Below are 14830 nucleotides of genomic sequence, written 5' to 3' on the forward strand. Positions count from 1 at the left end.
TTCGGCGGCGCTACAGTAATGCTCGGACACAACCCACTAACTCAGAAAACTGGAGTTCAAACATGAATACCCAACCCTTTACCGCCGATGTCCAGCCCTCGATGAGCGGCAACCAGATACCTGCGATCGTACCAGCCGCGGGGCGCGCGATGATCAGTGCGATTTTCATCTTGTCCGGTCTGTCAAAGATCGCAGCTCCAGCAATGACGATCGGATATATCCAATCGGTCGGGCTGCCGTTGCCGACCATTGCTTTTGCCCTTTCGGCTTTCGTCGAGATTGTCGGCGGCATTGCGCTGCTGCTTGGTTATCGCACCCGTGTAGTCGCTGGCGTCCTGGCGCTGTTCTCACTTGCTACTGCTCTGATTTTCCATAGCGCGCTTAGCGACCAGAACCAGTTCATCCACTTCTTCAAGAATATTTCGATGGCCGGCGGCCTGCTTCACGTCATAGCGTTCGGCGGTGGACGGTGCAGCATCGATGCCCGCGGCAATCGCAGGTGATCGCATTCCGGAGCGGTCTTACGCCGCTCCGGCCAGCTTCATAGCTGTTGAACTTCTCGAGCCTACGCATTCGCGATGCCAACAGCGTCGAGATCGTTATCGCCGCTTTGCTCCGCTTGTCCTGGCGCATAGCGGCTTATGCCCACCTGAACGACATGGCGGACATGAACAAGCAGATGCTGACGACCATATCATCACATTCCTGTTAGACATTTAAACGCGGAAGATTAGTGCTGCACTGATCATTCCGGCTCCCGCTGCTGACATTAGCAGACGTTCGCCTTCTGCAAATCTGGCTTCTCGGTTCGCTAACGACAACGAGAGAGCAATAGTCGCAGCGGACGAATTCCCGTAGTGTTGAAGTGTACGTACGGTGTTCTCCTGCGCAACGCCCAGATTTGCACCGACAATGTCGATAATGCGGGAATTAGCCTGATGGGGAACAAACAGGTCGACTTCCCTAGCAGTGATCTTGACTCGATCAAGCACTCGCTGGGAGAGCTCGGTTATTATGTTTACCGCACGCGAAAATACCGCGCGCCCGTCGTGCATCGTCATCAGGAACTCTTGTGCGTCAACTTCCGGCGAAAACGGCCGGTTGCTTCCTCCGGCGGGTATTTGAATCAGTTCATATCCGCTACCATCCGAACCGAGTTCCGAGGCAAGCAGGCCGCGATCATGGTTGCTGTCCGGCACAAGAACTACCGCGCCGGCTGCGTCGGCAAACAGAATGGCGCTCGACTTATCGGTGAGGTTGATGCGTCGGCTGAGTATATTGGCAGCAACAACCAGCACGGCGCGACCATGCGCCCGGACAAAGCTGTCGGCAAGCGTCAATGCATAGAGGAAACCAGAACAGGCGCCGGCAAGATCGACCGCGCCGGAGTTTTCAAGGCCCAACTTGAACGCCAACAGCGGCGCCGACGGTGGCAGGAGGTGGTCCGGGGTAGACGTAGCAAGCAAAGTCAGCCCTATATCCCGGCGACGAATTTCCGCCTCCTCCAGCGCCATCTGACCAGCTTCGGCAGCTAGGCCGGTCAGCGTATCCTCTTCGCTAGCCCAGTAACGCGTCCGTATGCCAGTGCGGCGCTCGATCCAGCCTGTATCGAGTCCCAGCGTTGCCTCGATTTCCGCATTGGGAACGCAGCGCGCCGGCACTGCGTGGCCAAACCCAGCCATACGCGATGAGATCGCCGGCATCACGCGGCGTCCTTCAGAACGAGCGAGGCCACCTCGTCTATGGCCTCGTAGGTGCCATCGATCTCCTGCGACGTCACGCAATAGGGCGGCATCAGGTAGAGAACGTTACCCAGAGGACGAATGAGCAGGCCTCGCTCGCGAAACAGCCTGCGCATCCGCGGGCCTACCTCGGCGAGGTAGCCGTCCTCTGGCACCACGAGGTTGAGTGCTGCAATTGTGCCGGCCTGCCTGACGTGGGCGAACCGAGCATCAGCGGAATATCGCGCGAGGTTGCGCCGATGAGCCGTTTCGATGCCCCGGATGCGGCCTAGGACCGGCTCGTTTCGCCAGATATCGAGGTTGGCGACCGCTGCGGCGCAAGCGATCGGGTTGGCGGTGTAGGAGCTCGAGTGGAAGAAGGTTTTCCGCCTGTCGGTCGAAAGATGGGCCTCGAAGATCTCGGCTGTCGCGAGCGTGGCGGCGAGTGGGACGGCGCCGCCTGTCAGTCCCTTCGAGGTGCAGAGGATGTCCGGCGTGATCCCGGCCTGTTCGCTGGCGAACATCGTTCCCGTTCTCCCCCAGCCGGTCATCACCTCATCGGCGATCAGGAGGCAACCGTTGCGTTCGGCGATGCCCTTCAGCGCGGCCAGCACACCAGCCTCATAGATTCTCATTCCGCCTGCACCGAGAACCAGTGGCTCGATCAGGAGAGCCGCGACACGCCCTGTGCGACAGAGCCCCTCGAACCGGTAGAGCGTCTCCTGCCCGGACACCGCCTCCGGGAAGGGAAGCCGATCGACGCCGAAGAGCAGCGGTTCATAGGCGGCGTTGAAAACGCCGCGGTCGCCCATCGACATCGTGCCGATTGTATCGCCGTGATAGCTTCCCTCGATCACAACGACGCGGTCACGCAGCTCGTGCCGATTGTGGAAATAGCCGAGCGCCATTTTGACAGCCACCTCAACGGCGGTCGAGCCGCTGTCGGAATAGAAGACATGTTTCAATCCGGGTGGAGCGAATTCGATCAGGCCTTCCGCCAGCCGCTCGGCCGGCGCATGCGAAAACTCCGCGAAGATGATCTGGTCATAGGCTTCGGTCGCGTCACGGATCGCCGCCATGATCTTCGGGTGGCGATGGCCGTGCGTGATCACCCACCAAGAGGAAATAGCGTCCAGAATGCGATCGCCAGCCTCGTCGATGAGATATGCGCCATCGGTCGATGCAATACGCGCCATTGGCGGTTCGAGAGCATGCTGGGTGAAGGGGTGCCAGATGGTCGACCGGTTCATTGCGAGCCCCCCGAAAAGGCCGACAAATCGAAATTCTCATTGAACGCCTGGCGCAGTCTGTCGCTGCTCAACTCTGCAAGCCAAGGAAGGCAACCGAGCACCCGGGCGCCGCACATTTGCGCGATGATGCGCTGCGTCTCCCGGTTTTCCTCGCCGATAAAAGCGATGCCGAGAAGCGGAATTCCGCGGTGCTTCATGGCCTCGACGGAAAGCAGCGTGTGATTGATGGTGCCGAGCGACGTCCGGGCGCACAGGATAGTGGGGATCTGCCAGCGCGCGAAGAGATCTGCGAAAAGAAGACCCCCGGAAAGCGGCACCAGAAGCCCCCCTGCCCCTTCGACCACCAAGGGCGCGTCTTGTTCGGGCAGGACAAGTTGGGCGGTGTCGATCACAACGCCGTCCAGTTGGGCTGCAAGATGCGGCGACGCTGGAGTGGACAGACGATAGGCCTCCGGCAAGATCCGCTCGCTGGAAATACCGCTGAGCCGAAGCACGGTCTTGCTGTCGGTCTCTTCATCGAGGCCCGACTGAATCGGCTTCCAATAGTGGGCGCCGAGAGCGGCGGTCAGCGCAGCCGAGAAAACCGTCTTGCCAACCCCGGTGTCCGTGCCTGTGACGACATAGCGAATTCTCATGCTTTTTCCTCCTCGATGATCGCGGTCAGCCGTTCGATCATCAATGCGATCTGCGCTTCATCGACATTCAGCGTGATAGACATCCTCAGACGCGCCGTTCCCCTAGGCACTGTCGGCGGCCGGATCGCCCTGATGTCGAAACCTTCGCTCTGCAAGCGGCCGGCGATCCGCAACGCGCGCGCATTGTCACCGATGATGACCGGCTGAATTTGCGATCCGCTAGGCGTTATGCCGAGCCTTGAGCGTAACAGTTCGCCGGTGAAATCCCGCAAGGCGCCCAGGCGAAGGCGACGCTCGGGCTCATCTCCAACCATCTGCAGTGCCTCGCGCACACCAGCCACAACAAGCGGCGATGGCGCGGTCGAATAGATGAAGTTGCGGGCCCGATTGACCATGTAGCTGGCGAGTACGGCAGGCAGTCCCAACAGTGCGCCGGAAACTCCGAGCGCCTTGCCGCAAGTGTGCAAGGTGAGCAGGCTGCCGGAACTTTCCAGACCGGATGCGAGGCCACGGCCGTCCGGGCCGAAGATACCGGTGGCATGGGCCTCATCGACGGCGAGGAACCCGCCATGATGCTCGGCAATCTCCAGAAGTCCGGCGAGCGGCGCGCGGTCGCCATCCATGGAATAGAGACTTTCGACGGCGATCCAGGGACGGCCCTTGCCGCCGGTTGTCCGCCAGCGACGGATGGCAGCGTCGAAGTCCTCGATGTCGTTATGTCGCGCAGCCACCGCATCAGCCTTGCCCGCCGAGACGCCGGCGTGGACACTTGCATGGATCAACTCGTCGTGGACAACAAGATCACCACGTTGTGGCAGACATGAAAACAGCGCGACGTTTGCAGCAAACCCGCTCGAGAAATAGAGAGCCTTTTCGGCGCCGAAGAAGGCGGCCGCCTCCGCCTCAAGCGCCTCATGCATCCAATGATTGCCCCTCAATAGGCGCGATCCACCGGCCCCGGCAGGGATGCCCTCTTCAATGGCGGCCAGTATCGCAGCCGCAAGACGCGGCGAGCCGGAAAGTCCGAGATAATCGTTGGAAGTGAAGTCGATCCCCTGCTGCTGCGACAACGCCCGTAGCCGCGATTTTCGCCCAAGAGCGGCAAGCGTGTCCTCATAGCGGACGAGCCCCGATAACCTCACCGTGTCGGCTCCAGTTCCATCGGCTTTAGACCGAGCCGGCGGAAGAGAGTGGTGTCGTGATCTTCGCCGGGATTGCCCGCCGTCAGAAGCGTATCGCCGACAAAGATGGAATTGGCCCCGGCAAAGAAACAGAGCGCCTGCATCTCGTCGCTCATGCCGGACCGACCAGCCGAGAGCCGGACATACGATCTCGGCATGAGGATACGTGCCAGCGCGATGATGCGGACGAAATCAAACGGATCAATGGGCGCTGTGTCATGGAGTTTCGTGCCGGGGATAGGGATCAGCATGTTGACCGGCACGCTTTCCGGCGGCGACGGCAGGTTAGCAAGCGTCACCAGCATCGAGATCCGGTCTTCAAACGTTTCGCCCATGCCGAGAATGCCGCCAGCGCAGACCTTTATGCCGGCGTCCCGGACATTGGCTAGCGTCTCCAGCCGATCATCGAAAGTCCGGGTGGTGATGATCTGCGAGTAATAGCGCTCGGACGTATCGATATTGTGGTTGTAGTAATCGAGGCCCGCATCGTAAAGCCTAGCGGACTGCTCCGGCGTCAGCATGCCAAGCGTCATGCAAGTTTCCAGACCAAGCGCCTTCACGCCTTCAACCATGGCAACCAGAGCGTCCATGTCGCGATCCTTCGGACTGCGCCATGCGGCGCCCATACAGTAGCGCGATGCACCAGCCTCCTTGGCTTTCCGCGCCTCCGAAAGGACGTGGTCGATCTGCATCAGTTTGGATGCTTTGAGCCCGGTCGGAGAATGGGCCGACTGGCTGCAATAACCGCAATCCTCTGCGCATCCCCCAGTCTTGATCGAGAGGAGCCGGCTCAACTGAATGGCATTAGGATCAGAATTCTCACGATGAACCAGATGCGCGCGAAAAAGCAGATCGGCAAACGGCAAATTGTAGATAATTATCGCATCTTCTAACGTGAATTCTAACGGCGATTGCCTACGAAACCTAATTTCTCGCTCCATCTCGGTGGAATGCATTACGTATCCTCATACAAATCGAATCAAAATAGATATCCGTCTAAAATTATCTATTATTTATCGGCGCGCAAGCCCATTGTGGGATCAGGGCTTGGGTCGCGTCGAATATGGGCAAACTGGCTAGTTCAACTTCACATCGAGTGACGAGCGCGAGGGGCATCCATCTGCCGTTCGTCACCCACAGATTCGCGCGCAAGACAGCCCGACGCCCGTGGTTTATCGCACCGGTTAATTCGCCGAAGGATCCGGCGCCACAACTCTTAGAGTGGGTACCGTGACGCGCTCTGATGGGCCAAAGGGGCCGGGTACAGCGCTGTGAACTGGTGGTAGTGATTTAAGGTAAGCTGCTATTGCTTGAGCGTCCGCTTTCGTCAAATTGACAAATGCTGGCCATGGCATAACCGGAGCAAGTTCTCTGCCGTCTGGAGTCAATCCCTTTTGGAGAGCATTCACGATGTCATCTTCGGACCATTTCCCGATTCCGGTTTCTGCATCGGAAGTGATGTTCGGACCTACAAATGTCCCGAGATTGGGTACGAAAAAGCCCACATCGGAGCCGCCGAGATATCTACTTGTATCAGGTTTCCCGAGGAAATAACCGGGAGTATGACAGTCGTTGCAGCCGCCAAGCTGCACGAGATACTTCCCTCGTTTGATATCGCCAGTGGCATGCACAAGTGATGGTAGTGTGCATATGGCAAGGAAAATAATGGCAGTCATCTTGTGAACTTTGGGAAGAAATATCGGCATGATCGTCCTGCTAAGTTGACCCGGAGATTTTGGTATTCCGTTCGGGCAATATCGTGCCGAATTATGAGCTTGATTACTGGAAGGCTCGAGAGTGTTTCATTTGAAATCTCAGATACCTTCCGATTTCGCCTGGACCGGCGTTGCAGAGCGGCACCTCTCCACGCTAACGACGAACGTGATTACGGACTAAGGGTAGGCATTTAATTCTTGATCTGTGAAGATAGCCAAATTGGAAAAACGCAATCGATACCTGTCTCGAACCTCGGACGTTCAGTGGTACAGGGCGGAAAACCTATCTCGAAGCTGAAGTCGCAACGCTTTTGCCCTTCACGCGTAGAATATTACCCTTGCCCTCGCCTGGACGGTCTCTCGTGACGACGGCCATTAGCGTACCATATCCGGCAATGGACTTATGATTGTTGTATGGGACCGCGATCGGCGCTCGACAGTGCCACGGGAAGAATTTATCTACAGAAACATGATCACCACCGAAGATACGATCGCATACCGCATCAGCCGCGTCCTGGCCGACAGGATTGTCACAGGCGTTCTGCAGCCTGATACACGGCTGAGACAGGAGCATATCGCCGACGAGTTCGGAGTGAGCCACGTTCCGGTTCGTGAGGCGCTACGCCGCCTTGAAGCTCAAGGCCTGGCGGTTAGTGAAGCGCGTCGAGGTGTAAGGGTAGCATCTTTCAATTCGGCTGCCGTCGAGGAAGCAACACGCATGCGATCTGTCCTAGAAGGGCTGGCGCTTCGACAGGCTACACCGCACCTGACTTCACATATCCTGGACCGAGCAGAGGCCGCTGCGCGATCATGCGATCAGGCGAGCGATATCGTTCAGCATGAGGCAGCAAATCGAAAGTTTCACAGCTTGCTGCTGACGCCTTGCGAGATGCCGAGATTGCTCGCCGAGATCGACGATCTTCACATGGTAGGCTCCCGATTCCTGTTCCTGGAGGGGCATATGGATTTCGTCGCGCCGAGGTTTGACGCAGACCACCACGCGGTGCTCCAGCATCTCCGGTCCGGCAACTTCGATGAAGCTGTCCGCACACTCGAGCGCCATGTTCTCCGTTTGATTGAGAAGCGACCTCGCGCCATCACCAGACTGCAAACCGCATGATCGCCAGCCTGCGGATCCGGTATTCGATTGGGCTTGCTGGTTAAGAGCATTGGCGACAAAGCTATGGCCGGGGTAACGACCCGTGGTACCACCAAACCGTTCGCTAAGCCGCCAGCGTGGCTGTTGAAAGCTGAAAATCGACGTGTGCCGGAGATGGTCGAAGTTACCAACTCCTCAAGTCAACTTCACTAGATATGGACGCCAAAAAAATATTCTGCAGGGGGCTGGAATTCAATACCTACCCTTGCGAATATCGGCCTTCAGTACTCGTCGTTACGGATCATGGTTGCGACGGCCGGCCGCCACTGATGCGGCTCGACCATGCTCTGTGCATCTGACGCTAGGCGATCCGCTCGCCACGGAAGATCGCATCCGCTTCATCGGCGGTCAAAGGCGGTCCGACGATGTCCATCCCGGCACTGTCGGCGACGGCTGTCAGATCCTCGATATCGCTCGCAGTTAGCCCTCGCCGAACGATCTCAGAAAAGAAGGTCTTAAACTCACCAGGTGACGTGATGACCTGCAACTGCACATCTTCATCGCCGGAGGAGCGCCAAGTATGCGCAATGCCCTTCGGCAGCATTACCAGGTCACCTGGAAGCGCCGTCCCGCACTGATGGGGGGACCACAATGCGATACGGCCTCGTTGCACCAAGAAGATCTCGTCGTCGTTACGATGAATATGACGTGGAGGACCGAAACCTGCCGGTGCGCGATAATCCATCACGACAAGCGAGCCCGTGGCGGTTTCTGACGCCAATCGGATACGGCCCATCTCACCCCATGACGTCATTGCTATGCCCTCATCGGAGGGTCGATCGACGATTAAGTCACGGGTTTGCATGCCGTCTAGAATTTTCATGTTACTCTCTTTGTTGGTTAGTTGACGTTGCTCAACGGTTCGAATCAAGGGAAACACCCCGGATGGACGAGTCGATTATGGAGGAGCGAATTTCTCGTTTTGTTTCTGTTTCTGGCATTCGACTACATCTGCAATATCCCGCCACTTTGTGGTCGGCGCCGGTAAAGACTGAACGACGCGGTGGACCTCAAAAGTTACATCACATAGCGTAGTCGCTCGACGCCTGGCCCACGCGGCGGCCCTGCACTCAGTCGCCTGTCAACTGTGGCACTGTGTCTAAGCCTTAGGCAGAACCGCTGAAGTATTCCGGACTGGATAAATCCGCTGTAAGACAATGATTGATACCGAGGCTTCTACGGTTGGCTAACCGTGGGTGATGCGATTGCTAGCGGTCTGATCCACAGGAAATCGCGACCCGGATCCGAACGTTACGGTGATAGGTCGAATTATCGCTCGATCCGCGCCCGGGCAGCGAACCCTGGCCGTCTCATCAATAAGATCAGCCACAGCGAATGCCGTTGCACCATCGCATATGACCTCAATACGAATCATGTCTCTGAAATCGCACTCGCATTCGATTCCGCGCCGATGCAAGGATGGCGAACTCCCGTGATAGACGCGGACGCCAGACCAAAAAAATTCGATCACCTCCATATCTGACATTGCCTCACAAATCTCGGCCATCCTGAATGGCTCGACTGTCGCTTCGAAATATACGTTCACGGGAGCCATGTGTTGCGCGTCCCGTCTAGCGTCCGGCGATTGACGCCGATGCCTAGCAATTGCTGGTCCGACGTCGCGGGAAAGTCCGCGTACAGTTTTGGGACGGTTCCTCACTTTGGCAAACCGCATCTGCGGCTCACAATGCAGGCCTGCGCAGAACTCTTCCTGGTTTCCTGCTCCGCGAATAGGGTGTCCATTGCCTCAACCGTAATCGCCCCAACGTAAAATGCGTCGGCGGCCAGTCCGAACGATTGCCAGAGGCGGCTGATAAATCCCGCCTTGGGCGAGGTTTCTGGAACGTGAAAGAAATCTGCGTAAGTAAGCAGCCTTTCATACTCGATGACATCCGAAGCGCTGCTATTGTCTATGACGAGTTTTAGGTGGACCGGCTGGCCGGTCGACGTTGAAGGCAGCAAGGGTGGAAACATTTTGATCTCCGAAAGTGACTTTGCAGTCCCTTGCTATGAAGTCCCTGTTACAGATCGGTGGATCCGAACCCGGATTTGCCTACAACTGTAACGAGCCTCAATGCCCTCAGCGCACGGACGAAGTCAGTGTGACTCCGGTCGCTCACTTCATCGTCACATCGGCATCGAAAAAGTATCCAGCGCCTCGCTCTGTCTTTATAAACTGGGAGGGTGACGACTCTCGTTGTAACTTTCGTCTCAAACGTAGAATATGCACGTCAATGGTGCGGTCGAATATCTCATCATCATGCATTCGAATTGCTGATATCAATTGCTCGCGAGAAAGCACTCTCTTAGGCGAACTAAGGAATGCGGCGAGAAGATTGAACTCTCCCGCGGTAAGTTTTATCTCGTTACCACTTGGACTGATAAGTTGCCGCTGTGCGGGGAGCAGCGCCCACCCCATGAAACTGAAAACTCGGTTGTCTCGGCCAACGGAAGGCTCAAGGCTGCTGCGGAGGCTTACCCGAATACGAGCAAGAAGCTCTTTATTTCCAAATGGCTTAGTGATGTAGTCGGCAGCGCCAAGCTCGAGACCTACAACCTTATCGGTTTCATCGAGACGGGAACCGCTGATGATGATGATCGGAACTGCAAATGCCTCTGATGTGGCCTTTACTAGGTCTAGGCCGTCTTCATGCCCGAGGTTGAGATCGATCAGGACCAAGTCGACATCGTCATTGCGAAGAACTTCCGTAGCAGCCCGACCCGTTGCCGTTGCTGTTACGCGGAGCTCATGCGCTACAAGATAGTCCGTGAGGAAATTTCGAACTGATTCATCGTCATCGACGACCATAACGTGCTTAATGACTGCCTCCTGATCCAATTTGGATTTGTAGAGCGTCACATGCATAGGCGAGCGGGCTGGAAACGATACCTAATTGTATCCTAAAAGGCAGGCTGGTTACTAAATACTTCCTAAGTCGTCGATTTCGTCTTCGCGCCTTTCCTAATTTTCAACAACGAGGTTAAGCCGGCCTCGGATCTCCAAGAGTAGCTTCCCTCGCCCAGTACGCAAAAGTCGCAAAGGTAGTTCAAGCTCATCCAGCCGACGACGCAGCAGAAGAAGTCGTGTTTCCAGGTTGTCTTTGAATTCCGGAAGTACGTTCGAAAGGGAGGCCCGAAGCTCACGATTTGTAAATTCGAAGTCGGTAGATGCGAGCCCGCGCTGCAGCATATGAAGTAGAATTCTCGCGGCAACACCTTTTATTACATAGCGCCGAGCAATAAAGATGCTGTGGTCAAAGCTATGGTATACAGCATCAATGCTGAGGTCTGAGGTATCTGTCGTTGCAGGCGCTCGGCGCGAAGGCAACGCAACTGCTTCGTCGGCGAGTAGCTCATTTAACGCAAGCAACAAAGCTGCGTGACGAGCGAGAATCTCAAGGCCGGATGTCACTGCATTATCGAATGCAAAGCGTTTTTTACTCTCGACAAACAAAACACCTTGTATGGCTGAGGACACGATGAGAGGGATGGCAATTTGACTCATTGCATCGGCTAGGCCTGGAAGCGGAACTTCTCGCGTGAAAGGGTCTTCGGGCGATGTTTCAGTTATCGCCTCGCCCATGCGTCGCATACGGCTGAGGTCATTAATCCGTAATGTTGAGCCCGAAGCGGCTGCTTGACCTATCAGCCCAACGGACAGAGGAACTTCCGCACCAACGAGGTTTTGATTGTACCCAATCGCGTCCGCTGCAGCTAAAACACCGCGCGCTGCGTCACTCAGCAATATCATCGCGTGCTGAAACTCAAACACAGACAGCACTGCATCTAGCAACTTGGCAACTATTTCGCCGGGATCGCTTAGGTCAGCAAGTTGGTGAGTGACCGCCGCCACCATCGAAATGTCGGGCTTAATCTTGGCCTGCGTTCGCGGTAAATGCGGGTTGCCTACCGTTACGATCTCGTTGACATTGAATAGCTCAATCGTCCGGAGACGCATCACATCGCTTAGGCCGGCTTGAGCGCTACTGACCTTCAACTGCATGGCGATCGTGTCAAAGACCGGGCCATGATCAGCAGACGACTCCCAGGTGGCTAGGAGTTGGTATTGCTGGCCACTCTGCGGATCCACGACGAGAAAAGTGACATGCGGGTCCGATCGGATATTCGCCGCAGTTTTGGCGAAAAACTGGTTCGAAATAGCGATCCGCTCGAGATCGACCGGAAGAATATGCGAGAGATATGATATATTCGGCATTCCATCGGCACTACGGGTGGCGATGATCGACGGATAGATGCCTTCGAAGCAGCTCGCAATATCAGAAAGTGTAATCGTCATTGATTTGATTCACGGCCTTCCCGGCGCGCAGGCCCGGCGTTTGCTCATACATCTCTGAGACTGCTATCCTTGCCTTCAGCAAGGCTTTGCCACCAATCCACTCGTCGATAGCATTGGGGGTAGCTCCTGCAGCCTGAAAAAAATGCGAGATCGTTGTTCGATAATCTGACACGAAAGAAATATCTGCGGGATCCAGCCCCAGCAACAAAGCAGGTCCCTTGAACTGATAAGAACGATAATCGCGAAGGCGCGTCACAGTCACTGCCATTCTGGATTTACGGGGGAGTTCTGGGAAGACTTCTGGATAGCGGCTTTGTGAAAAAAACACATCCAATGTGTGGTCGTCGAAAGCGCGCAGACCTAACCCCCGTCCGATCGAAGGCCAGAGCGTGGAGTTTTCAGTGCTGAGGATGAGCATAGCGGGATCCGAAAGAAGTTCTCGGAGTTGCGATGTCAGGTTCCGACCACTCATTGATACTCCTGTGTCTGAAACTCGCACACCCAGATCGAAACCAACAGGATGGTCTCAGAGATCGCAAACACACCACATCCGCAAGGCATTCCGCGCGCGCAATAGCGACCCGAAGGCTGAAGGGTAGCCTAGTGAAAAGCAACAACCTTGAAAACAGCAAATGTTGCCAACCAATCAGTATTCCGCGCAGAACTCCTTCTTCCAAAGTCAGTCAGAAGCAAAACCGAGGCATCACACGGGCTTCCGTGACCATGCCTTGCGCCATCATCGTGTTCTACCGATCCCTCCGTGACTACGGGGTTCTGATGCAGTCGAGCAGCCCTCTTCGCACCAGCCGCCCCGGCGAACATTATAGTAGGTTCCGCGAGTGGATAAACGCGACCTCGATCTGGCTGACTGGCCTGCGCCAAAGATAGAGGAGCGGCGATGAGCGCCCGCCAGCTTCGCGACATCGGGTTTAAAAACCGGTCAACCATGGGCGTTCGTGAGATTTCGGCTCCGGCGCATAGACAAGTCGTCCATGAGCCAGGCCGGGAAGCCGCGGTCTTAAGTCCGTTGTGACTTCAATGAGCTCGCCGCGCTATCGTGGACGGCCGGCATCGACATCAAACATCTTGCCATGGCGCGAAAAAAAGCCGCAGCGGCGGCAATCATCAGAGCAAGCGCCTAATGCCCAATGAATGATCAAAGCGGTATGCTGAACCGATCTGATCAATTTGAACAGCTCTGTTACAAATGCAACCCGAAAGTCATTTTCGGCAATCTTCATGTAGCTGCGTCGCTTTCATTGGCGGCAATCGAAACCGTCGTCGTGACGTTCGAATGTCCAACAAAATTTGCCAAGGTGGAATGATGAAACATACTTTAATCATCGGCGGAACGGCAGGAATCGGCCGCGAGCTTGCTATAAGTCTTTACCAGGATGGTGGGAAAGTCACGATAGCGGGCCGTGATGCAGAGCGGGCACGAAGCGTGGCTTCCGAGATCCTGAGCTCCATCGACGCTCCGGGGGCAATAGACGGCATCGCTGCAGATCTATCTACTCCTGAACTACTTCCGGCATCGCTTGCCCTCGTGGAACCGATAGACCATCTGGTACTAGTCGGCATGGTGAGAGACGCCAATTCCATTAAGAATTATAACGTGGCAGGGGCGATGAAGCTCGCAACCACTAAAGCGGTTGGATATCCAACCGCTATTAGCTCTGTGCTGGACCGACTGTCTCCACTAGGTTCGGTGCTGATTTTTGGCGGTCTGGCAAAAGATATTCCCTACCCTGGCTCGACGACGGTCACAGTTGTAAACAACGCCGTGATGGGTCTCGTGAGAACGCTTAGCGTGGAATTAGCGCCGATCCGCGTTAATGCCATTCATCCTGGAATGGTGGAGGACAGTCCTCACTGGCGTGACAATAAGGGCCTTTTCGCGCAGATGCGGCCAAGCATACGCAGTGGTCGCTTTCCGCAGATGGCGGATATCGTGGACGGTTGCAGGTTTCTAATGGAAAACCGAGCCGCAAATGGTGTGAATCTGACGCTGGATGGCGGCCAGCAAGGCGGCTGAGGTATTGTCAACCTGTCCGTAACATTTCGGATGGCGCAATACAAAACGGCGCCATCCGTTAGATGATAAATTGTATGTCTGCGAAAAAGGTCCCGGAAGCACGTCACGTGAGAATTGAAGTCCGATCATTTGCACCTTGCTTATGGACCCCATCCGGAACGAAGGCCGCGTCATTTACAACTACCGAGCCGTCACTGACATGCACAGACACTACGTTTCATTGTTATCGGAATCCCGCCCACCGGCACGTCAATATGCGGCCGGCAACCAGAATCTCTTGGAGACCGATCACGAGCTTTGTGATGCCGGATTTGGTGTAAGATCATTTCCGGAGTTCGACATTCGCCTCTCCGTTCGGGGATTGATCGATAACAAGAAGCTTCAGTGGTTCCGTTGAGGGATTACTCCCCCGATGCCATTGACCAACAGACTCAATGACGAAATCACCGACTTCAAAATCCTGAGTTTTGCCAGTCTCACTATTTGATACCCGTAGTTTTCCCGAGAGGACATAGCCGTACCGCGGGCTGGCATGTCTATGTTCCGGCAATGCCGCCCCCGGCGGAATGTCGTAGACGGAGACTGCAACCTCTACATCTCCCCCAGGCAACTTCAGCTGCTGGCCGGAAATGGTTAGTTCCGATTTAAATACTGAAGTAACCTGTGTTTCCATAGCGCACGCAACACTGTTAGATAGCAATAAAGTGGCTACAATGCCTATTACGTTTCTCATCGAAACTCCTTTCCTCGATCTCTCTTGAGACCTTAGGATTTGGCTCCCCGTATTCTACTCCTTGATTTCGAACCCGCCGGAGATGGTTACATCGGAAACCAACG

The 14830-nt window shown here is 55.7% G+C and carries 16 protein-coding genes; 3 read left to right on the forward strand and 13 right to left on the reverse strand.

Features of this window, described 5'->3' with window-relative positions; genetic code table 11:
* The first annotated feature begins 101 nt into the window (after window positions 1–101).
* Window positions 102–503 (forward strand): DoxX family protein, encoded by a 402-nt coding sequence (locus tag AB8B33_RS38430; RefSeq protein WP_439019499.1) that lies wholly within the window; start codon window positions 102–104, stop codon window positions 501–503.
* A gap of 213 nt (window positions 504–716) precedes the next feature.
* Here the strand turns inward: AB8B33_RS38430 and AB8B33_RS38435 are convergent, their stop codons facing one another.
* The 6 genes from AB8B33_RS38435 to AB8B33_RS38460 form a co-directional block, all read right to left on the reverse strand.
* Window positions 717–1703 carry a beta-ketoacyl-ACP synthase III gene (locus AB8B33_RS38435; protein WP_439019434.1) on the reverse strand — a complete coding sequence of 329 codons (987 nt, stop codon included), beginning with the start codon at window positions 1701–1703 and terminating at the stop codon, window positions 717–719.
* Window positions 1703–2971 (reverse strand): adenosylmethionine--8-amino-7-oxononanoate transaminase, encoded by a 1269-nt coding sequence (locus AB8B33_RS38440; RefSeq protein ID WP_439019435.1) that lies wholly within the window; start codon window positions 2969–2971, stop codon window positions 1703–1705. The genes AB8B33_RS38435 and AB8B33_RS38440 overlap by 1 nt, the downstream gene beginning before the upstream one ends.
* Window positions 2968–3606: a dethiobiotin synthase gene (gene bioD / locus AB8B33_RS38445; RefSeq protein ID WP_439019436.1), complete on the reverse strand. Its 639-nt coding sequence runs from the start codon at window positions 3604–3606 to the stop codon at window positions 2968–2970. The genes AB8B33_RS38440 and bioD overlap by 4 nt, the downstream gene beginning before the upstream one ends.
* Window positions 3603–4748, reverse strand: a complete 1146-nt coding sequence (locus AB8B33_RS38450; protein WP_439019437.1) for an 8-amino-7-oxononanoate synthase — start codon at window positions 4746–4748, stop codon at window positions 3603–3605. The genes bioD and AB8B33_RS38450 overlap by 4 nt, the downstream gene beginning before the upstream one ends.
* Window positions 4745–5728 (reverse strand): biotin synthase BioB, encoded by a 984-nt coding sequence (bioB, locus tag AB8B33_RS38455; RefSeq protein ID WP_439019500.1) that lies wholly within the window; start codon window positions 5726–5728, stop codon window positions 4745–4747. Before bioB ends, AB8B33_RS38450 begins: the two co-directional genes overlap by 4 nt.
* A gap of 243 nt (window positions 5729–5971) precedes the next feature.
* Window positions 5972–6493: a c-type cytochrome gene (locus AB8B33_RS38460; protein WP_439019438.1), complete on the reverse strand. Its 522-nt coding sequence runs from the start codon at window positions 6491–6493 to the stop codon at window positions 5972–5974.
* Window positions 6494–6971: 478 nt separating this feature from the next.
* On the opposite strand from AB8B33_RS38460, the gene AB8B33_RS38465 reads away from it, so the two are divergent.
* Entirely contained in the window at window positions 6972–7622 is a 651-nt protein-coding gene (locus AB8B33_RS38465) for a GntR family transcriptional regulator (RefSeq protein ID WP_131612108.1), read from the forward strand.
* Between the two features lie 340 nt (window positions 7623–7962).
* On the opposite strand, the gene AB8B33_RS38470 is transcribed toward AB8B33_RS38465, so the two are convergent.
* From AB8B33_RS38470 to AB8B33_RS38495, 6 genes are all read right to left on the reverse strand, one after another.
* Window positions 7963–8484 (reverse strand): cupin domain-containing protein, encoded by a 522-nt coding sequence (locus AB8B33_RS38470; RefSeq protein WP_439019439.1) that lies wholly within the window; start codon window positions 8482–8484, stop codon window positions 7963–7965.
* Between the two features lie 833 nt (window positions 8485–9317).
* Window positions 9318–9635 (reverse strand): hypothetical protein, encoded by a 318-nt coding sequence (locus tag AB8B33_RS38475; protein ID WP_439019440.1) that lies wholly within the window; start codon window positions 9633–9635, stop codon window positions 9318–9320.
* 142 nt (window positions 9636–9777) lie between these two features.
* Window positions 9778–10521 (reverse strand): response regulator, encoded by a 744-nt coding sequence (locus AB8B33_RS38480; RefSeq protein ID WP_439019441.1) that lies wholly within the window; start codon window positions 10519–10521, stop codon window positions 9778–9780.
* Between the two features lie 102 nt (window positions 10522–10623).
* Window positions 10624–11958: a GAF domain-containing protein gene (locus AB8B33_RS38485; RefSeq protein ID WP_439019442.1), complete on the reverse strand. Its 1335-nt coding sequence runs from the start codon at window positions 11956–11958 to the stop codon at window positions 10624–10626.
* Window positions 11939–12376: a hypothetical protein gene (locus AB8B33_RS38490; RefSeq protein WP_131612065.1), complete on the reverse strand. Its 438-nt coding sequence runs from the start codon at window positions 12374–12376 to the stop codon at window positions 11939–11941. The genes AB8B33_RS38485 and AB8B33_RS38490 overlap by 20 nt, the downstream gene beginning before the upstream one ends.
* Window positions 12377–13010: 634 nt before the next feature.
* The gene (locus tag AB8B33_RS38495) at window positions 13011–13199 is read right to left on the reverse strand and encodes a hypothetical protein (protein WP_439019443.1); all 189 of its coding nucleotides are present in this window, start codon (window positions 13197–13199) and stop codon (window positions 13011–13013) included.
* 53 nt (window positions 13200–13252) lie between these two features.
* Here AB8B33_RS38495 and AB8B33_RS38500 point away from each other — a divergent pair, with 53 nt between their 5' ends.
* Entirely contained in the window at window positions 13253–13993 is a 741-nt protein-coding gene (locus AB8B33_RS38500; protein WP_439019444.1) for an SDR family oxidoreductase, read from the forward strand.
* 322 nt (window positions 13994–14315) lie between these two features.
* Here AB8B33_RS38500 and AB8B33_RS38505 read toward each other — a convergent pair whose 3' ends face one another.
* Window positions 14316–14726, reverse strand: coding sequence for a cupin domain-containing protein (locus AB8B33_RS38505; protein ID WP_439019445.1), 411 nt, complete (start codon window positions 14724–14726; stop codon window positions 14316–14318).
* Between the last annotated feature and the right edge of the window lie 104 nt (window positions 14727–14830).

This window comes from Rhizobium sp. 768_B6_N1_8, assembly GCF_051811225.1.
In the GTDB taxonomy this organism is placed as follows: Bacteria; Pseudomonadota; Alphaproteobacteria; order Rhizobiales; family Rhizobiaceae; genus Rhizobium.